We start from the raw sequence: 19,963 nt of genomic DNA on the forward strand, positions 1-19,963 counted from the left end.
GTGGCCGTTTTTTATATTTTCAAGGTTAGTTGATATTGACTAATTAGTTAAAAGCGATTACAATTCTAATATACTAATACATCAGTTACTAATAAATGGAAGAAGATGGTACTCCAGCCAGCTGGCATATTGTTTTTACAAACATTTGTCAGTATGACTGCTAAAAGGTCTTTTCAATTACTCTCCTTGCATCTCAGTAAAGTTGTAGTAAAATACTGTTTGGCTAATCTCTTGTTCACGTGAACATGAAAATTAAAAAGAGTGAGAGGAGAGACTTTTAATGAACCTAATTAAAAGCATTATTGTTGTTATTATTGCTAGTATTCTTTTAGCAGGTGGTGTTAGTGCCAGTTCAATTTATACTAGCAAGCAAAATATGAATAGTCATAATCTAAGTTACCAGATGACAAATATTGTAACAAAGAATAAGGAAACAGTTGACTATCAAATGAATAAGTAATGCAAACCGTTAGCAGACCGGCAGTTTGTGTTGGTCTCTTAATTTTAAAATGACTTGATCAATCCTAAACAATCTATTTAATCCTATTGAAATTTTCACGTTAACATTTTATAATACAAATAGATTGATAGCGCATTCATTAATTGCTGTAGTTGCACATATGACTACGTATTCAATATATCGGCTTAGTTTGCAAGTTATTGCACATCATCCTCTCACAGATGCGGTTAAATTTAGCAAATCAAACCGGGCGCACAGTAGTTAATTTGATTTGGAGGTTTTTAGGATGGAGAGTCTAAATAATAGTTTTCGTAAGTTGCCACAATATCCAAATAAGGTTATTCAGTTCGGTGAAGGAAATTTCTTACGTGCATTCATTGATTGGCAAATTCAGCAAATGAATAAGCAAGGTCTATTTAAAGGCGGGGTACAAATTGTCCAACCATTGCCGACTGGTCGGGTAAAAGATCTTGATGAACAAGATGACTTGTATACAGTATTGCTTGAAGGAATTTTAGATGGCAAGAAAATCCAAAGTCATGAAATTATTGAATCGGTTAATGGAACTGTTAATCCTTACACCGAATATGATAAGTACATGGCCTTAGCTGAAGATGACAATATTGAAGTTATCTTTTCTAACACGACCGAGGCAGGAATCGCTTTTGATAAAAACGATACTCTTGAGAAAATTAAAAATGGTGAAAAGAGTTCATATCCTGCTAAACTAACTGCTTTACTTTACCATCGATTTGAACTTGGCAAGAAGGGATTTCATATTATCCCGTGTGAATTAATCAACCATAACGGTGATACATTGAAGAAGACTATTTTACAATATGCGGATCTTTGGAATTTAGGACAAGACTTTGTTGACTGGATTAACAAAGATAATAAATTCTATTCCACATTAGTTGATCGCATTGTACCAGGTTATCCACGTGATCGAGCAGCAGACCTTGAACAGGAATGGGGCTATAAAGACCAGAACATGGTAAAAACAGAACCATTTTTAATCTTTGTAATTGAAGGCGATAAGGATATCGAAAAAGTATTACCGCTTAAAGAAGCAGGCATTAACCTTGTCGTAACTGACGATATGCAACCATACCGTAATCGGAAAGTATCAATTCTTAACGGACCTCATACCACGATGTCGCCAATAGGCCGTTTAGCCGGTCTGCAAACAGTCGGACAGGTAATGGCTGATAAGGACTTTTATAAGTTTATTGATGATGAAATGCATAAAGAAATTATTCCTGTTGTACCGTTGCCAAAAGAAGAATTGGAAAGTTACGCTAAGGGAATTCAAGAACGGTTTGAAAACCCATATGTTAAGCACCAATTAAGCGCTTTGGCCCTCAATAGTATTTCAAAGTACCGTGCACGGTTATTACCAAATTACAAGCGCTATTATGAAAAATATGGCAAGCTTCCTAAACGGATGACCCTTGCCCTAGCAGCTTACCTTTGGATCTATAACGGCAAATCTGAATTTGAGATTAACGACACCGCTGATATTGTTGATGGTTTTGCAAAGATTAAGGGTACAGATGATTACATTCATGCGGCTCTTTCTAATCCTGATTTCTGGGGTGAAGATTTAACTAAGATTCCCGGACTCGAGGACTTAGTAACCAAGTATTATAACGAAATTGGCAAAAAGGGAACACGTGAGATCGTTCAAGAAATTAACGTGGAGGAGTAAGTTTTATGGAAAAGCTACTTATCTTAAACCCTAATGATAACGTGGCCGTTGCGACCGTTGATCTTCCTGCACAAACAGCCGTTGAAGTTAATGGCAAAAAGATTGTTATCAGTGATAATATCCCCGTTGGCAATAAGATTGCGCTGACTGATTTAAATAGCGGGACTGATATTATTAAATTCGGGCAACCGATTGGGCACTTAACATCAAGCGTGACTGCTGGTGCAATGATTAGTAAACAAAATCTTGTAACAAACCAAAATAATAACGAAATTAAGATCCCCAACATAAAAGTTGATTTTCCCGATATAGATCAAAAAACTTTTATGGGTTATCGTCGGCAAAATGGCAAAGTTGGAATCCGCAATGACCTCTATATTGTGCCAACAGTTGGTTGTATTACGCCTTTAATGGATGTGATGGTGCAACAGTTTAAAGCAAAACATCCTGATAATGGAGCATTCGATAATATCATTTTGCTTAAGCACCCATATGGTTGTTCGCAACTAGGTGATGATTTTGAACAAACTCGTCATATTCTTTGTGACGCGGCTTTACATCCTAATGTTGGTGGTGTACTAGTATTTGGCCTTGGCTGTGAGAACAACCAAATGGACGGAATGAAAGCTGAAATTGAAAAAATGGCAGGAATTGACAGCCAAAGAATGAAATTCCTTGTTGCCCAGGAAGTAAAAGATGAATTTGCGAATGCTCAGCAGCTACTAGAGGAGTTAAATACGGTAGCAGCTAATGATAAGCGGACGCCGGTACCATTGAGCGAACTGAAAGTAGGATTGCAAAATGTTCGTCCTGATGGGCTAAGTGCAATTACCGCTGACCGCTTAATTGCTGATGCGGCTAGCTATATTACTGCTAATGACGGGACGGTTGCATTAACCGGGATTCCTTTGCTGTCTGGAGCAGAGCAGGAAATCATTGTGCGTGCATCGGATGGAGAAGCTGCCGAGCATGTGACTAAAGTTTTTGATAACTTTAAGCATTATTATGCTCATTTTGATGCTCAAATGAACAAAGTACCAAGTGATGCAGAAGATAAAATTGGTATTTCAACTGCTGAAGAACGAGCGTTAATGACCCTTCGCCTTGCTGGTAATGGTGAAGTGAATGACGCTTTACCGTATGGGCATAAATTAACAAGGAACGGGATTAACCTAATTGAAAGCCCTGATAATGACCTTATCGATTCTTCGGCAGAAGCGTCTGCTGACTGTCAAATGGTTATTGTCAGCACAGGTAAAGGGACGCCATATTCAACCTATGTCCCGACAATTAAGGTTTCTTCTAATTCAGCGCTTGCAGAAAAGAAGAACCGCTGGATTGATTTTGATGGTGAGAAAGCCGTAAATGATCCAACGGGGATTGAAAGATTTATTAACTATATTATTGATGTTGCTAATGGTACCAGGACAAGTAATGAAAAAGCCGGGCTTCATGGGTTGGCTATTTTCAAGATTGGTGTCACCGAATAAGCGGGGGATCAAAATGCAGGTTATTGAAAATAAAGAATTTCGGGCTGAGATTGATGAACATGGTGCACAATTAACCCACCTCATTAATAAAACGGCTGATTTCGACTATATTTGGAATGGAAAAGAATGGGGGAAACATGCTCCAGTTCTCTTTCCGGCAATTGGACGCTCGAATAAAGACGAATATGTATTGAATGGGCATACTTATTCTATGCCGCAACATGGTTTCGTGGCAGATGAAGACTTTTCGGTTATTTCACATGAGCCTAATATTCTTACTTTAGGTCTTCGTGCGGATGATAAAACTAAAGAAATGTATCCATTTGATTTTGAACTAAAGATTACGTTTACGCTCCTTAGCACGGGTCTTTCGCTTAGTTTCGATGTTAGTAATCATTCGGAGGAGGTCATGCCATTTTCACTTGGCTCTCACCCCGCATTTAATGTACCAATTAATGGTGTTGGTAAGTTTGATAATTACCGAGTGGAATTTAATGGTACAGAAGATCCGTTAAATGTTTATGAAATTGTAAAAACACCTGCTCCATATCGGACGGGGAAAGAGGAATCGTTAACTAATTCAAACGGTAACCTATTTGAACTTAACTATGAAACGTTTAAACCAGGATTGCGAATCATTACTAATTCAGGAGTCAAAAGTGTTCGCCTCTTCTCACCCCTAACTAGTCACCAAATTCAATTAGATGTTGACCAGTTTAATAATATTTGCTTATGGACAAAAGAAGATGAAGATTGTTCATTCCTATGTATTGAACCATTTAATGGCTTACCTGATGTACTTGGTGCCCCAGTTGATTGGCTAGATAAAGAAGGCAATTTGTTCTTGCAGCCAAGTAGTTCACAAGTATATCAATATGAAATTCATTTATCATAAAAAGGAGATTATTTAATTATGTTACCAAAATTTGAAGCATTAGAAGCCGTCAAAAATGCAGGTGTTGTAGCGGTCGTTCGTGGTCGTAGCGAAGAAAATTCTTACAAGATTTCAAAAGCAAGTATTGAAGGGGGCGTTAAGGCAATTGAATTAGCTTTCACCTCGCCAAATGCTGACGTTACGATCAAACGTTTAAGCGAAGAATATGCTGATGATCCATCGGTAGTCGTTGGCGCGGGGACTGTTCTTGACCCATCAACGGCGCGAATGGCAATGATTGCCGGCGCAAAATTTATCGTTAGTCCTTCTTATAATGAAGAAGTTGCAGAATTATGTAACCTCTACTGCGTTCCGTATATGCCCGGCTGCTTTACACCAAGCGAAGTTCAAAAAGCACTAAGTACCGGTGCTGATGTTATTAAGATCTTTCCTGGTGCAATTGCTACCCAAAAGATGATTCCAGAACTGCAAGGACCATTCCCTCAAGCAAATATTATGCCTAGTGGCGGCGTTTCTCTGGACAATATGGCTGAATGGTTTAAGGCTGGTGCATTTGTTGTTGGTGCTGGTGGTAGTTTAGTTGGTCCTGGTGCCGATGGTGATTACTCTAAAGTAAAGGAAAACGCACAAAAGTTTCATGCAGAGTTTGAACGGATTCAACAAGAAGCAAAGTAACAAATAACCTTTGCTTCAATAAAAAAGGAGCTTGATACTAGTGAACAATTTCATTATTCTGAACGATCATGACACTGTCGCCGTTGCTCTCCAAGACATCAAAAAAGGGTCTGTTCTGAAGACAAAACTGCATGGAGACGTAATCGTTTTAGAAGATATTACTCGTGGTCATAAGATTGCCCTTGAAAATATTGCTGAAGGTGAAGACATTATTAAATACGGGTATCCGATTGGTCATGCAACAGAACCTATTAAGCGTGGCAGTCATGTTCACGTTCACAATATTGCAACCAATTTATCCGGTGAATTACAGTATCACTATAATCCAATTGAAATAGAGTCTAAAGTAAAAAAAGATAAACGGACTTTTATGGGCTATAAGCGCCCGAATGGTAAGGTTGGCATTCGGAATGATTTATATATTATTCCGGTTGTAGGTTCTATTAGCGAAACCCTTGATCCGCTAGTTGAGCAGTTTAAAGCCTTACACCCTGATAATGGTAATTTTGATAATGTAATTCCGTTAAAGCACACATACGGTTTTGACACGCCTGAAGATAATTATGAACATGCTCGTAAGATTCTTGTTGATGCTGCCCGCCAACCCAATGCTGGTGCGGTACTTATTTGCGGATTAGATTGTGCCGATGATAGTGAATTAGAAAAAATGAAACAGGCACTAGTTGAAGCAGACGGACCGATTAATACCCAACGAATCAAGTTCCTTTCATCTGCTGATAGCGATGATGAACTTACTGATGGATTGGCGATGCTGGAAGAATTAAATAACGTGGTAGCAGACGATCAGCGAACACCGCAGCCACTTAGCGAATTAAAAATCGGCTTGAAGTGCGGCGGTTCAGACGGTTTATCTGGTGTTACTGCTAATCCATTGCTAGGACGACTCTCTGATTTTGTTGATGCTCAGGGAGGAACAACCGTTTTATCAGAAGTACCAGAAATGTTTGGGGCAGAACAGATTTTAATGTCACGAGCGCAGAATAAAGAGACGTTTGACAAGATTGTGAATCTGATTAATAACTTCAAGGCCTACTTTGAGAGTTTTCACCAGCCAATCTATGAAAATCCTTCACCAGGTAATAAAGCTGGCGGAATTTCTACACTTAAAGATAAGTCATTGGGATGCACACAAAAATCAGGCTCATCAGCAGTTAATGATGTCCTGCAATATGGTGATAAGTTGAAGACAAGGGGATTAAACCTATTGCAGGCACCCGGCAACGACCTCGTTTCTTCTTCAGCCGAAGCATCGGCGGACTGTCAAATGGTTCTATTTACGACTGGACGGGGAACACCATTTGCTACTTATGTCCCAACAGTAAAAGTATCTTCTAATTCTTATATTGCTAACTTAAAACCACGGTGGATTGATTTTGACGCAGGACGATTAATGAATGAATCAATGGATGATTTGGCGGATGAATTTATCCAATTTATCATTGATGTCGCAAGTGGTAAAAAAACTAATAATGAAAAATATAATGTTCACGGTATCGCAATTTTCAAGACTGGTGTTACTGAATAGTAAAAGGGGTGATATGTGATGAGTAAAATTGTAACTTTTGGCGAAATGATGATGCGGCTCAAACCAACCGACAAGAAACGGATGCTGCAAGCAGACAGGTTCGATGCAAATTATGGTGGTTCGGAAGCTAATGTTGCGGTTTCATTAAGTTTATTTGGCGACCAAGTAGCTTTTGCATCAAAGTTCCCTGAAAATGTATTAGGAAAAGCTGCCACTGATAAATTACGTGAATATGGTGTGGACACCTCATTACTGCAATATGGTGGCCCACGTCTTGGAATTTACTTTTTTGAAAAAGGGGCTAGTGTACGTTCAACCAAGGTTACCTATGATCGAGCGGGCAGTTCTTTTGCAACGTCAAAGGCTGACGAATATGATTGGGCGACATTGCTAAAGGGCGCAGATTATTTTTACTTCAGTGGGATCACAGCAGCCCTCTCTGATGAAATGCGTAAGACAATTTTAACGGCTTGCGAATATTGCAAAGAACATGGAATTAAAGTAGCCTGTGATTTAAACTTCAGGGGTAAGCTTTGGACCCCAGCAGAAGCACAAGCATATATGCGGAAAATAATGCCGTATCTTACTGTTTGCTTAGTAAATGACGAAGATTTTGAACAAAGTCTCGGCATTTATGCTTTTGATGGCGACATGGCTCGTGGAATTGATCAAAAAGACACCTTTATTCATGGAATGAAAGAAATTGTTAAGCAGTACCCCAATGTGAAGGTTGTTGCAAGTGTATTAAGAAACATTCAATCGGTTGATAAGTCGACGTGGATGGCTTTGATGTTAAAAGATGGACAGATTTATGAAAGCCCAGCATATAAGATTGATGTTCTTGAAGGTGTTGCTGGTGGGGATGCCTTTGGTGCAGGATTAATGCACGGGATTTTGAATGATCATGACCCACAAGAAACGATTGACTATGCAATTGCGGCGAGTGTGCTTAAGCTAACTGTTCTTGGCGACCTGAATATCTCTACTAAAGAGGATGTTGAAGCAGTTATGCAAGGTGGCGCCGGTACAAGGGTTGCAAGGTAAAAGAAAAATATTTTTAGAATAACTAAGGCAACAAGTAATTATCTATTTTAGGTTATTACTTGTTGCCTTTTTTAAATTAATATTTTCACAAAACTATTTACACTATTTTTGAAATTCTTTATAATCTTTATTTGGAAAATTTATCGATTGATATTTTAGCCACAACTAAAACCGAGAGGAATCTTAGCTATGACCAAAATGAAAAGTAAGATACTTATTAGTACCTCAGTGTTGGCGGGACTTACATTGTACAATCAGGCGATTAGTGCAGACGTTACAACATCGCAGACTTTAACACCAGTTACTCAAGCTGATAAGCAATAAGATCCACAAGCACCCAAAGTTATCAATGTTCAGGTTAGTGGAGAACCGAATACTGATACTGTAGGCACGGAAAACAGTAACCGTAAAAACGGATCATTTCACCAATGACAACTTATTAACTAAAGACGGCTTAGGCTGGACTGATGAAACAGAAGTCCAGCCAATTAAGGGAGCAGCTACCGGAACTATTAACAATTCGCGTTATTGGGGACAAAATAATCCGACAGAACCAGTAACAGCTTATACATTTAATAACGGCGATTCAGGTCGGATTACCAATATTGGTCAAACTCTTGCCGGAACTAAATTGGATTTAATTTACACGGTTGAAGATAGTGATAAAGACGACTGGATGGCTTACTCTGGTTTTGGCAAGGATGGACGTGTTAAAGGACTAGCTTTCACAGGCGAACAATATATCAAAGGATCAAGTAACAACTCGATTGTTGCTCTATATAATGGGGCTAATTATATCGATATTAAATATCAGATTGTCCGTCATGATACTTTTACAGAGCAACCAGTTCTTGTATCCTTTATTACGACCGATATTGATGTGGGACAAGGGGTAGCTACCGATTTGGCAAATTTTGCAGTAATTATTCCTAAAGAAACTAATTTAAGTATTAAAGATGGCGTAATTTATGATGGCAGTCATACGGGACCTTATCATTATGGTGCTGACTTAAATGGGGCAAATGGGTTGCCATACGGCGGATACTTGGGAGTAGCCTACCTTAGTAAGTTCAACTATACTTTCTTTGCACCGGCACCAGCTAATGATGATATTTATAAGTTCGCCACGGGTGTGCGATATGACTTATTCGGCTCAGCTCTACAAACTAAACTGGTGATTAATCGCCAAACTCATATGACCGTGAAATATATTGATGATGAGGGAAAAGAGATTCAATCACCAACTAACGCTACAGGAACAAATGATTTTCCTCAGGTTCCTGTAGCACCATCAATTAATGGCTATCAACTAGTAGATACGAAAACTAATATTATTTCACCGGATGAAGAAGAAATTATCTATCAATACCTACCAGAGTATCGTTTAACGGTCGAATACCTTGATGAGCAGGGAAATAGTTTGAGTACTCAACAAGAACTAACCGCAGTTAAAGGAGCGTTGGTTCAATTAAAACCAGTCGCAGTTGAAGGATACCAATTGCCAACAGATCAAAGCATAGTTGTAAGTCAAAATGATACAATTAAGTTTATTTACAGTAAACAACAGTTACAAACGAAAGTAGAGTATGTTGACGAACAAGGTAACTCTTTGAGTGAGCCACAAGAAATTACTAGTAGCTATGGTAGCTGGATTACCTTGCAGCCTGTACAAATTACTGGTTTTAACACACCTGAAGCTAAGACGGTTGAGGTAACGACTAATCAAACAATCCGTTTAGTTTATACTCGGAAAGCCTTCCCGATTACAGTGCAGTATGTCGACGAAGAAGGTAACTTGCTAAATGAAAACAAACAATTATCAGCACTATATGATACTGAAATTACTCTGCAACCGAGTGAAATTACTGGTTACCTAACCCCAGTGTTACAGACAGTCCGAGTAACGGGAGCTACAACTGTTAAATTTGTCTATACCAGACAAGAATTACCCATTCAAGTAGAATTTGTGGATCAAGATGGGCGATCATTACAAAGTCCAGAAATAATTACTGCTAGGTATGGTGAAAACTTATCCTTAGAGCCAGATGTGATTGATGGCTATACTGCACCAGCGCAACAAGAATTAACAATAGAAAAGGCTGGTAAGGTAACCTTTGTATACCACCGGATTAACCGTCCTGTCAGTACTAACTACAATCTGCAGCTACCATTGAGGCGCTCACCTGTTCCTGTACGGGTAGTCCGACTGGCAACGACTCGTCGGCCGACACCAGCAATTCGGACGCAACCAACGATCGTCAGAAATGTGGCACGTCCGCAAGCAATCACTCGTCCAGTATATCGGTCAGCTGTTCAAGTCCAAGCCCGCCCAATTGCAGCTCGTCCAGTTCCTAAATTACCAGCAGTTAACGTTAAGCTTTATAATCCAACGAAACATGTCAACAAGCAAGTTCAAAAGAAAAAGCAAAGCGATTGGTTCGAGAAAAATACGGGATTAAATAAGCATCAGCAAAAAGTATTCTTTGACGTATTAAAAGTAATTGATAAAGATGGAAAAAGAAGAGGGTTAAATCAACAGCAAAGGAATTTGGAACAGTTATACTATATAGCTGGGGTTAATTATTCTCCATCGAGGCCACAGAAGTATACATCAAATGTTAGTAATTATAATTATAAACGATTAAAGAAAATGACTGGGAAGAATAAGGCGGATGAGTTTTACAGAATAATAAATTCTCAAAGTCAAATGCATAAGGTTGACCTCTCGCACTTAGCAATAACTGCGGCTAGTTCAATGGATCCAGATAAGAATGTTCAAAATAGTCATTTTATTGCTACGTTCCCAGATCAAATTAGAGAGAGACTGTTCAGGATGATAACTGGTAAAGAACTCACAAGTGAACATGGTTTACCTAAAAATCAGGAGCAATGGTTGTTTGCGAATGGATACTATGGGGACTATGTTGTTGATAGTAAAATAAGCAAAGAAGATAAAAATGCTGATCTTGATGTTTATCGGATCACCACTTCCAAAAAGGGATTAGTCGAAACGTTAAAGGATATTTATAATTCTAAAACTAATAAATTAAATCAATTACGAAATAAGCAGGAAAAAGGAATGGTAGAACGTTCAAAGCTAAATGTAATAACTAGTCAAGCAATTATTACGACCATGGGGATTGCGACTGCCGGATTGCTAGCGTGGCGGAATTGGCGAACTGTAAAGCAGGGAGCTAAAATGGCAGCTCAAGCTATAATGCATCCAGCTAAAACGATAAGGAAAGTAGTACAAAAAGCTAGAGCAGGGGTAGCTTATGTGAAGAAGCAAGCTGCTAGACTTTATACAGCGACAAAACGTATTATTACCCACCCAATAAGAACTGGGAGACAGATTTATCAAAAAACGGTTAACGTTGTTAAAAGAGCGTACAAGAAATATACCCCAAGGCCGATTAAACGATTTAATAGTGCAGTGAAGCGAACTGTAACTAAAAGATACAATTCAGCCCGTAAATCAGTTTCAAGATTCGTAAAAAATACTAGATCAAGAGTTAAAAAATTCTTCAGGAGGAAGAGACGATGAAAAAATGGCTAATTATATTGGGAATAATCTTTGTTATTCAAATACCATTTAATCTGCATTACCATGCCTACTACTATGCAACCCATATGAAGAATAATAAAAATCAGTATTATCGATTTGCTCCATTATTGGGAAATAATTATCTACCACAGAACTACGTACCAGGATATAAAATAGATCATATTGATTTACGTGAAGCAACGAACAATGTTGTTATGAAAACTAATGTCCTGACTCACAAAGATAAAATTGAGATTAATTCACAATTTGCTAATTATTATCCGAATAAATATCAAAATAATTTTTATGTTATTACGTTTTTGAATGATGGTAAAGCAGAGCCAGATAAAGAATTAGAAAATTTACCAAATAATACAAAACAGAGAGCATATGCCAGCTTAAACCGATTCAACCAAACCTTAAAAGAACATTCACGTCGTCCAATTATTAACTTGCAATGGCTATGGAATATGTGGTACCAGGTATCAAATTAGGCGGGAATAAATGGAAAAGAAAGCAGTCTGGATTACAATAATTGTTTTGCTTGTATTATTTGTTATTCAGATACCATTTTATGGTTTAAGATTCATTACCGATAAAATAAGCAGTAAGACTTTCAATATACAGGAAGATACTTGCTGCTTTTATTTCATTTAAATGAGGACTAGTCTAGTAGACAATTCTGGTTATTTGCGAATGGATACTATGGGGACTATGTTGTTGATAGTAAAATGAGCAAAGAAGATAAAAATGCTGATCTTGACGTTTATCGGATCACCACTTCCAAAAAGGGATTAGTCAAAACGTTAAAGGATATTTATAATTCTAAAACTAACAAGTTAAATCAATCGAGAAATAAACAGGAAAAAGGAATGGTAGAACGTTCAAAACTAAATGTAATAACTAGTCAAGCAATTATTACGACAATGGGTATCGCAACCGCTGGATTACTAGCATGGCGCAATTGGCGAACTGTAAAGGAAGGCGCTAAGATGGCAGCTCAAGCAATAATGCATCCAGCTAAAACGATAAAGAAAGTAGTGCAAAAAGCCAGAGTAGGGGTAGCTTATGTGAAGAAGCAAACTGCTAGACTTTATACAGCGACAAAACGTATTATTACCCACCCAATAAGAACTGGGAGACAGATTTATCAAAAAACGGTTAACGTTGTTAAAAGAGTGTATCGGAAATATACCCCAAGACCGATTAAACGATTTAATAGTGCAGTGAAGCGAACTGTAACTAAAAGATACAATTCAGCCCGTAAATCAGTTTCGAGATTTGTTAAAAATACTAGATCAAGAGTTAAAAAATTCTTCAGGAGGAAGAGATGATGAAAAAATGGCTAATTATATTTGGAATAGCCTTTATAGTGCAAATACCATTTAATCTTCATTACCATGCTTACTATTATGCTACCCATATGAAAAATAATAATAGTAAGTATTATAGATTTGTACCATTATTGGGAAATAATTACTTACCTGATAACTATGTTCCCAGTTATCAAGTAGTTCATCAAGATTTGAGAGAAGCAACTTTGAATGAAGTTAAGAAAACTGGAAAAAAAGGGGATAGTTTTAGACTAATGCCAGAATTAGTGGAATATAAGCCGAAAAATGGTAAGAAAGTTTCCTATATTATTTTAAGCAGAGATGGAAAATTAATTGATACAAAAAAAGAGTTAAAACATGAAAAAAAAGCTTATAGATATTTGAATGATGTAGAAAATGAAATTAGACAGAATTCACGTCGTCCAATTATTAATTTGCAATGGCTATGGAATATGTGGTATCAGGCATCAAATTAGGCGGGAATAAATGAAATTAAACAAAATACTCCAAAGCCTAAAGTAAATCTCCAATGGATTTGGAATGTATGGTTTAAAATTCATTATCGTTAAAATAAGCAGCAAGATCTTTTCATTATGAAAGGATACTTACTGCTTTATTTCTAATCAATATTATCAAAATAATCTGGGAAAGACTTAATAAGCGACTCTTCTTCGTCAAGCATTCGGTGCATGTGATTAGCTGTCAAACGGTCCGCCTCGTTAACGTCGTTTGTCTTAATAGCTTTATAAATTGCGATATGTTCCTCAATCAATCCTTGCCACGAAAGCTTTTGCACTTTTAACCGTAAGAACCGGAAACGATTAAATTGAATATTAATCTTTTTTAGCCAATCCCATACGCGTTGGTGATCGGTAAGTTTATAAAAGTACTCATGAAAGACATCGTCACTGTCTAAGAAGGCAGGGAAGTCATCACTTTCACGAGTTCTTTTTTCATTTTCAATAATTCGGTCGAGATAAGCTATTTGTTCTTCATTAAGTTTCAGCGTTGCAGCTTCTCGCATAATTCGCCGCTCGACACTAGCACGAACAAAACGGGCATCTAAAACGTCTTTTAAATCAATCTTTGCAATATAAGTGCCTGATTGTGGGATTACATTGATAAGCTGCTCTTGACGTAATTGAAGTAACGCTTCTCTAACGGGAGTTCGGCCAATCTGAAGGTCTTCTTCGATTTTCTTTTCTGATATCTTCTGACCAGGTTCATATTCGGCATCAATAATCTTTTTTAAGATGATGTCATAAGCCTGTCCAGTTAAGTTATTTCGTGAGTAATTAGGCATTCCTACAACGTCCTTTCTAGTGTTTTTATTATAACGTTTCTTGTGATAAAAAAGCAATTTCTGTAAAGATATTGACAAAACCACTGAAAGCGTTTACTATAAAGCCAACTGATATATTAGTATATTACTTTGAAAGGGAGCGCTGTTAATGGTGAAATTAACTGACGACTATCTTAACAATCCAACACCATTTGAAGAAGCTGGAGTGCGGGTTCCTAAGTATGCGCAAGATAAATTAATTGAACATACTAACGAGAATCCGGTATGGGTCCATTTTGGTGGCGGTAATCTCTTTAGATGTTTTCATTCTGTCATTGCTCAGGATTTAATTAATAAGGGCGAATTAGATAGTGGAATTATTGTTGCTGACACCTATGACGATGAAGTCATTAATGAAGTCTATAAACCTTATAATAATCGTTTCTTATCAGTTGTGATGAAAAATGATGGCCTGGATAAGGAGTTAGTAGCAAGCGTAACTGACAGTATTTATGCCAATAGTAAAAATAAAGCAGGCCTCGAAAAGCTAAAAGATATTTTTAAGAAGCCAACACTGCAATTAGCAACATTTTCAATAACGGAAAAAGGGTATGCCTTAAAAGATATAAATGACAACTTGACTAAGGGAGCTGAACATGATCTTAATAATGACCCAGATTCTGCGATTACTAACATGGGAATAATTACCAATCTATTACTATCACGGTATAAGGCAGGAAAATTACCAATTGCCATGGTCAGTACCGATAATTTCTCACAAAATGGGAAGCGGTTGGAAGAAGCAGTCCAACTTATCGCTAATGGTTGGGTGAAGAATGGTTTCGCCGACCAAGGATTCCTTGAGTACCTCAGTGACCCTAAGCAAGTATCATTCCCGTGGAGTATGATTGACCGAATTACACCGAACCCGTCCGAAAAAGTATCGAAAGAGTTGGTTGAAGATGGGATTAAAGATGCGGCAATCGTTCATACTGAGAAGCATACAAATATTGCACCGTTTGGTAATACCGAAGAAACTCATTATCTCGTAATTGAAGACAGTTTTCCAAACGGACGGCCAAAACTTGAAGATGCTGGTGTATTTATGACCGACCGCGAAACTGTTAATGATGCTGATCAGATGAAGGTTACAGCTTGTCTTAATCCGCTACACACATCACTAGCAATTTTTGGCTGTCTGCTAGATTTTCATTCAATTGCTGATGAAGCAGTGGACGATGACCTTCTAAAGATGATTAAAAATCTCGGTTACGGTGAGGATTTACCAGTCGTAAAGGACCCAAAGATTATTAATCCCAAAGAATTTATCAGCACTTTAATTACTAAGCGGTTACCGAATAAAAATATCCCTGATACACCACAGCGGATTGCATCAGATACGTCGCAAAAAGTTGGTATTCGTTATGGAGTAACCATTCAGCACTATGTTGAGAATCCTAAACTTGATCCGGCAAATCTTGAATTTATCCCAATGATTATTGCTGGCTGGTGCCGTTACTTGATGGCAATTGATGATAATGGGAATGTCTTTACTCCAAGTCCAGATCCGTTATATGACCAGTTACATGAGTACGTTAAGGATATTAAGATCGGTGATTCAGAAAGCGATGTCCATGAAAAATTACAGCCAATTTTAAGTAACAAGTCAATTTTTGGTAATGATCTTTATGAAATCGGCCTTGGTAATAAAATTGAGGATTACTTCAAACAGATGATTACAAAGCCAGGAGCAGTTCGGGAGACAATTCATCAAACTGTTGAAGAAAAAGGAAAGTATTAATAGAAGAAGGTATTTATGAAATGAAAAATATGGGATTTCGCTGGTATGGCGATGGCAATGATTCAATTAAATTGTCAGATATTCGTCAGATTCCAGGAACAACACAGGTAGTCGGAGCGTTGTTCGATATTCCTGTTGGTGAGGTTTGGCCAAAAGAACGGATAGCAGCGTTAAAAAAAGAAGTTGAAGATGCTGGATTAAAGCTTGAAGTAATTGAATCAGTTAATATTCATGATGATATAAAGATTGGATTGCCAAGTCGTGATAAGTATATTGAAAACTACAAAGAAACAATTAAGAATTTGGCAGCTTATGGAATCAAAGTCATTTGTTATAACTTTATGCCAATTTTTGACTGGGTACGGACTGATCTTCATTATCCGCTTCCTGATGGCTCAACGGACATGGCATTTCAACATAAATACGTTGAGGGATCACCAGAAGACATTATCAAATCTGTAGAAAAGAACTCTAATGGTTATGTTCTTCCAGGTTGGGAACCAGAACGGCTAGCAGAAGTTAAACGCTTATTTGAAGCTTACAAAGATGTTGATGAACAGAAGTTGCGTGAAAATCTTAAATACTTCTTAGATGCGATTATTCCAACATGTGAACAATACGGTGTTCGGATGGCAATGCACCCTGATGATCCGCCAATGCCATTATTTGGTCTACCGCGAATTTATAAGAATCGGGAAGACATGCTAAAGATCGAACAAATGCATGAATCAAAATACAATGGTTTTACGATCTGTACAGGAAGTCTTGGCGAAAATCCTAATAATGATGTTCCCGCTATCATTAGAGAATTTGTCAAGAAAGACCGGGTGCCATTTATCCACGCTCGTAATATTAAATTTATGGGTAATGGTGATTTTCATGAGTCAGCACACTTATCTTCAGAAGGTTCATTAGATATGTATGAAATCATGAAAGCTTTATATGACACCGGTTTTGATGGTTACATTCGTCCAGACCATGGTCGTGACATTTGGGGCGAAGAAGGTCGTCCAGGATATGGATTATATGATCGCGCACTTGGAATTACTTATTTGAATGGTCTTTGGGAAGCAATTACAAAGGAAAATAAGTAAAGGATGGGAAGGTAGTGATTAACCATGTCGGCCGATATAATTTCGCTAATCTGGATTGGTCTTGGAATTGGCTTATTGGTTTATTTAATTGTTGGACTTAAGCTTCATAATATTATCGCACTGCTTTTAGCAGGACTCTTCATAGCTTTTGCTGAAGGAATGCCAATTACTAAGGTTGTTCCGACAGTTGAAAAGGGAATTGGTGGAGTTCTATCTACTCTTGCCTTAATAGTTATCTTTGGAGCAATTGTCGGGGAACTGATGACTGAATCAGGTGCTTCTCAGCAAATTGCGGATACAATTGTTGCAAAGATGGGACGGAAATATTTATCGTTTGCTCTTCTCATTATTGGAATGATTTTTGGAATGTCAATGTTTTATGAGGTAGCATTCTTAATTACTGCACCACTTGTTATCAGTATTGCTCAAGAAGCAAAAATTCCGTATATGAGATTGATAATTCCAACTGTTGCAGGGGCAACGATGGGACACAGTATATTTCCACCACAGCCTGGTCCAATGGCATTAGTTACTGCCTTTCATGCTGATATAGCACAAGTATATATTTGGGGATTTGTAGTAGTTATCCCGACAATTATTTGTTCTGGTATTTTAGTACGACATTTCATTACGGGACTTGATTCGATGCCCCTCGGTAATGTTATGAAACCGGCACCAAAGAAACCTAAAAATGAACTTCCTAGTTTTGGGATAAGTTTATTAGTACCATTATTGCCCGCTATTATTATTATAATTTCATCGCTATTCAAATCGATTAGTAGTGAGCAAAGTATGGTTTATAAGGTAATGAGTTTCTTAGGTAGTGCTGATATTAGTATGTTAATTACTGTGATTATTGCAATGATCGTATTTGGTTATGCAAGAGGCAAGAGCGGTAAACAAGTAACTGCCCAACTTACAAAAGCAATTCAAGGAATTTCTAATGTTTTACTCGTGATTGCAGCTGGTGGGGTAATGAAAGAAGTTATTATCGATACCGGTGTTGGTAATATTATTGTTCAAATGTTTGGAAAACTACCAGTATCACCTTTTATTCTTGCATGGTTAATTACTGTATTAATTAGGATTTTAACGGGGCAGGGAGCTGTTGCTGCTATTACTGCTGCGGGAATTGTGGCTCCAATGGTAACAATGATGCACGTAAGCCCTGTGCTAATGGTACTAGCATGTGCCTGCGGTAGTAATACTATGACTTTAATGTATGACGGGGGCTTTCTCCTCTTTCAACAATCATTCGGTATTTCCTTAAAAGATACATTTAAAACATGGGATGCTTTAGAATTAGTTAACTCAGTTGTAGGTTTGGCAATGGTATTACTATTAAGTTTATTTATTCATTGATTGTGAATTATTGAACCATATAAGATGCTGAAAATAATTTATAAAGATGGTTGGTAAAAAGGCAATTAGAACGCATATTTAAGACGACATTATCTATGGATTAGATATGTGTTTTAATTTTGCTTTGATTGTGAAAAAATTAACAATTTTAGCGTTAAAAGAAAGTTGTGGATTAAAATGAAAAAGAAAGGTAAGACTAGCTGGGTTTACACACCAAAGAAAATCAATGTTTGGCGTGGAATTGGTTTTGGGATGAATGACTTAATGGGCGGTGGCTGGAATAACATCGTTTCTGGAGTTATCTTTGTGTTTGTTATGAGTAATGGTATTAGTCCCGCACTTGCAGGAGCGATTACAGGAATTGGACGAATTTTTGATGCTATCTTTTCGCTATTCTTTGGGGCAATTACCGATGGCTTTTACCGAAATAAGTTGGGACAAAAATTTGGTCGTCGGCATTTCTTCATTTTAATTGGTGGAATCTTATTTGCTATCGTATTCCCATTATTCTGGGTAAAGTCAACTAATTGGATTTATTACTTAATTGTGTATGTTGCCATTGAATTGATTATCGCTATGATTTTAATTCCGTGGGAAACATTACCGACTGAAATGACAACGGATTATAACTTACGTACTGTATTATCTGGATCACGGATGGTAATTTCAGCTACTGGTACAGCACTTGTATTCTTTATCCTTGCAGCATTGAAACATGCTCAAAACCCTAATGCTTATTTGGTAACAGGAATTATTTGGACGATTATCTTTGTCATTGCAATTTTTGTTTCATATCGTAGTACCTGGGAACGACCATTAACAGAGGACTTTGTTAAAAAACTTGATTCAAAGCCTGACTTACCCTTGGGTACATTTCTTAAAAATACTGTTGAGGATTACTTCTCGACGTTTAAAAATAAATCTTTTAGACAACATCTGGCAATCTATTTACTTTCATTTACTGGTAAAGACTTCTATTCAATAATGCTTCCAACATTTATTCTTTGCTGTATTAATGGCGCAAAAGATGATCTTCCATGGACATTGCAAGCATTATCAGCTATTGGTATTTTAGCTACATTAGCCGCAACTAGAATGATGATTAAACGCGGACCAAGATTTCTTTACGGTCTAAGTTATTCAACGATTATTCTTACAATGATTGGTTATATCCTTACTTGGATGTTTGATGTTAATAATCCTGTTGTAATTTTAATTGCTATTTCATTAGTTTATCAATGCGGACGTGCAATCTTGGAATTCACGCCATGGAACGTTTTCCCATTTATTCCTGACATTGATCGGATTATGACACGTCAAGATCGTGCTGGTATTTATGCAGCTGTCATGACCTTTTTCCGTAAATCTACCGGGGCTGTGGCCTCATGGATTGCTGGTATTCTCTTGGAGATAATTGGCTTTAATTCTAAAACAATGCTTAATTACAATACAACACCACGAAGTATTCAACTTGGAATCATGCTCATTTTCTTCATTGGACCTGTTGTTTTAATCGGCTGGGCATTAATAATTGCAATGAAATTTAAACTTAACCGTCAAACGCATGATGTATTAAAAGCAGAACTTGAGCGGCTTCAAGCTGGCGGTTCAAAGGCAGATGTAACTTCTGAAACAAAAGAGGTTGTTGAAGAACTAACAGGGGAACCATATGCAAAAGTATGGCCTAACATAAATGAAGATAATAGCAAAACAAACGGAGGTAAATAA

At 37.4% G+C, this 19,963-nt stretch carries 17 protein-coding genes; 16 read left to right on the forward strand and 1 reads right to left on the reverse strand.

All coding sequences use genetic code 11. The features are described from left to right. The first annotated feature begins 280 nt into the window (after positions 1-280). From H5S41_RS04975 to H5S41_RS05025, 12 genes are all read left to right on the forward strand, one after another. Positions 281-460 carry a hypothetical protein gene (locus H5S41_RS04975; RefSeq protein WP_153709614.1) on the forward strand — a complete coding sequence of 60 codons (180 nt, stop codon included), beginning with the start codon at positions 281-283 and terminating at the stop codon, positions 458-460. Positions 461-746: 286 nt separating this feature from the next. Then, entirely contained in the window at positions 747-2,168 is a 1,422-nt protein-coding gene (locus H5S41_RS04980; protein ID WP_182598225.1) for a tagaturonate reductase, read from the forward strand. A 5-nt stretch (positions 2,169-2,173) separates the two neighbouring features. Next, on the forward strand, positions 2,174-3,658 hold the full coding sequence (locus tag H5S41_RS04985) for a UxaA family hydrolase (protein ID WP_182602557.1): 1,485 nt from the start codon (positions 2,174-2,176) through the stop codon (positions 3,656-3,658). 13 nt (positions 3,659-3,671) lie between these two features. Beyond that, complete coding sequence (locus H5S41_RS04990) at positions 3,672-4,553, forward strand: aldose 1-epimerase family protein (RefSeq protein WP_182602558.1); 882 nt, start codon at positions 3,672-3,674, stop codon at positions 4,551-4,553. A gap of 18 nt (positions 4,554-4,571) precedes the next feature. Further along, entirely contained in the window at positions 4,572-5,228 is a 657-nt protein-coding gene (locus tag H5S41_RS04995) for a bifunctional 2-keto-4-hydroxyglutarate aldolase/2-keto-3-deoxy-6-phosphogluconate aldolase (protein WP_182602559.1), read from the forward strand. 40 nt (positions 5,229-5,268) lie between these two features. Continuing rightward, positions 5,269-6,774, forward strand: coding sequence for a UxaA family hydrolase (locus H5S41_RS05000; protein WP_182602560.1), 1,506 nt, complete (start codon positions 5,269-5,271; stop codon positions 6,772-6,774). Between the two features lie 18 nt (positions 6,775-6,792). Beyond that, positions 6,793-7,818: a sugar kinase gene (locus H5S41_RS05005; protein WP_182602561.1), complete on the forward strand. Its 1,026-nt coding sequence runs from the start codon at positions 6,793-6,795 to the stop codon at positions 7,816-7,818. Positions 7,819-8,007: 189 nt separating this feature from the next. Beyond that, complete coding sequence (locus H5S41_RS11950) at positions 8,008-8,142, forward strand: hypothetical protein (RefSeq protein WP_259395079.1); 135 nt, start codon at positions 8,008-8,010, stop codon at positions 8,140-8,142. A 307-nt stretch (positions 8,143-8,449) separates the two neighbouring features. Then, the gene (locus H5S41_RS05010; protein WP_182602562.1) at positions 8,450-11,362 is read left to right on the forward strand and encodes a MucBP domain-containing protein; all 2,913 of its coding nucleotides are present in this window, start codon (positions 8,450-8,452) and stop codon (positions 11,360-11,362) included. Then, positions 11,359-11,856: a hypothetical protein gene (locus tag H5S41_RS05015; RefSeq protein ID WP_182602563.1), complete on the forward strand. Its 498-nt coding sequence runs from the start codon at positions 11,359-11,361 to the stop codon at positions 11,854-11,856. The genes H5S41_RS05010 and H5S41_RS05015 overlap by 4 nt, the downstream gene beginning before the upstream one ends. A gap of 237 nt (positions 11,857-12,093) precedes the next feature. Then, positions 12,094-12,696, forward strand: a complete 603-nt coding sequence (locus H5S41_RS05020; RefSeq protein ID WP_182602564.1) for a hypothetical protein — start codon at positions 12,094-12,096, stop codon at positions 12,694-12,696. Further along, a complete protein-coding gene (locus H5S41_RS05025) occupies positions 12,693-13,172 on the forward strand; it encodes a hypothetical protein (RefSeq protein WP_182602565.1) in 480 nt (159 codons plus the stop codon). Before H5S41_RS05020 ends, H5S41_RS05025 begins: the two co-directional genes overlap by 4 nt. A gap of 143 nt (positions 13,173-13,315) precedes the next feature. Here H5S41_RS05025 and H5S41_RS05030 read toward each other — a convergent pair whose 3' ends face one another. Then, on the reverse strand, positions 13,316-13,999 hold the full coding sequence (locus H5S41_RS05030; RefSeq protein WP_087215123.1) for a GntR family transcriptional regulator: 684 nt from the start codon (positions 13,997-13,999) through the stop codon (positions 13,316-13,318). 148 nt (positions 14,000-14,147) lie between these two features. Between H5S41_RS05030 and H5S41_RS05035 the strand changes: the two genes are divergently transcribed. From H5S41_RS05035 to H5S41_RS05050, 4 genes are all read left to right on the forward strand, one after another. Further along, positions 14,148-15,779, forward strand: a complete 1,632-nt coding sequence (locus H5S41_RS05035) for a mannitol dehydrogenase family protein (protein ID WP_182602566.1) — start codon at positions 14,148-14,150, stop codon at positions 15,777-15,779. 20 nt (positions 15,780-15,799) lie between these two features. Next, positions 15,800-16,873: a mannonate dehydratase gene (gene uxuA, locus H5S41_RS05040; RefSeq protein WP_182602567.1), complete on the forward strand. Its 1,074-nt coding sequence runs from the start codon at positions 15,800-15,802 to the stop codon at positions 16,871-16,873. 24 nt (positions 16,874-16,897) lie between these two features. Beyond that, positions 16,898-18,235 (forward strand): gluconate:H+ symporter, encoded by a 1,338-nt coding sequence (locus H5S41_RS05045; RefSeq protein WP_182602568.1) that lies wholly within the window; start codon positions 16,898-16,900, stop codon positions 18,233-18,235. A 177-nt stretch (positions 18,236-18,412) separates the two neighbouring features. After that, on the forward strand, positions 18,413-19,963 hold the full coding sequence (locus H5S41_RS05050; protein ID WP_182602569.1) for an MFS transporter: 1,551 nt from the start codon (positions 18,413-18,415) through the stop codon (positions 19,961-19,963).

Source organism: Limosilactobacillus albertensis, assembly GCF_014145555.1.
GTDB classification, from domain to species: Bacteria; Bacillota; Bacilli; order Lactobacillales; family Lactobacillaceae; genus Limosilactobacillus; species Limosilactobacillus albertensis.

Bases quoted from the DNA above. Each gene is read 5' to 3' on its own strand.
- H5S41_RS04975 (WP_153709614.1), top strand. From the start codon at position 281: ATGAACCTAATTAAAAGCATTATTGTTGTTATTATTGCTAGTATTCTT.
- H5S41_RS04980 (WP_182598225.1), top strand. From the start codon at position 747: ATGGAGAGTCTAAATAATAGTTTTCGTAAGTTGCCACAATATCCAAAT.
- H5S41_RS04985 (WP_182602557.1), top strand. From the start codon at position 2,174: ATGGAAAAGCTACTTATCTTAAACCCTAATGATAACGTGGCCGTTGCG.
- H5S41_RS04990 (WP_182602558.1), top strand. From the start codon at position 3,672: ATGCAGGTTATTGAAAATAAAGAATTTCGGGCTGAGATTGATGAACAT.
- H5S41_RS04995 (WP_182602559.1), top strand. From the start codon at position 4,572: ATGTTACCAAAATTTGAAGCATTAGAAGCCGTCAAAAATGCAGGTGTT.
- H5S41_RS05005 (WP_182602561.1), top strand. From the start codon at position 6,793: ATGAGTAAAATTGTAACTTTTGGCGAAATGATGATGCGGCTCAAACCA.
- H5S41_RS11950 (WP_259395079.1), top strand. From the start codon at position 8,008: ATGACCAAAATGAAAAGTAAGATACTTATTAGTACCTCAGTGTTGGCG.
- H5S41_RS05015 (WP_182602563.1), top strand. From the start codon at position 11,359: ATGAAAAAATGGCTAATTATATTGGGAATAATCTTTGTTATTCAAATA.
- H5S41_RS05020 (WP_182602564.1), top strand. From the start codon at position 12,094: ATGAGCAAAGAAGATAAAAATGCTGATCTTGACGTTTATCGGATCACC.
- H5S41_RS05025 (WP_182602565.1), top strand. From the start codon at position 12,693: ATGATGAAAAAATGGCTAATTATATTTGGAATAGCCTTTATAGTGCAA.
- H5S41_RS05030 (WP_087215123.1), bottom strand. From the start codon at position 13,999: ATGCCTAATTACTCACGAAATAACTTAACTGGACAGGCTTATGACATC.
- H5S41_RS05035 (WP_182602566.1), top strand. From the start codon at position 14,148: ATGGTGAAATTAACTGACGACTATCTTAACAATCCAACACCATTTGAA.
- uxuA (WP_182602567.1), top strand. From the start codon at position 15,800: ATGAAAAATATGGGATTTCGCTGGTATGGCGATGGCAATGATTCAATT.
- H5S41_RS05045 (WP_182602568.1), top strand. From the start codon at position 16,898: ATGTCGGCCGATATAATTTCGCTAATCTGGATTGGTCTTGGAATTGGC.
- H5S41_RS05050 (WP_182602569.1), top strand. From the start codon at position 18,413: ATGAAAAAGAAAGGTAAGACTAGCTGGGTTTACACACCAAAGAAAATC.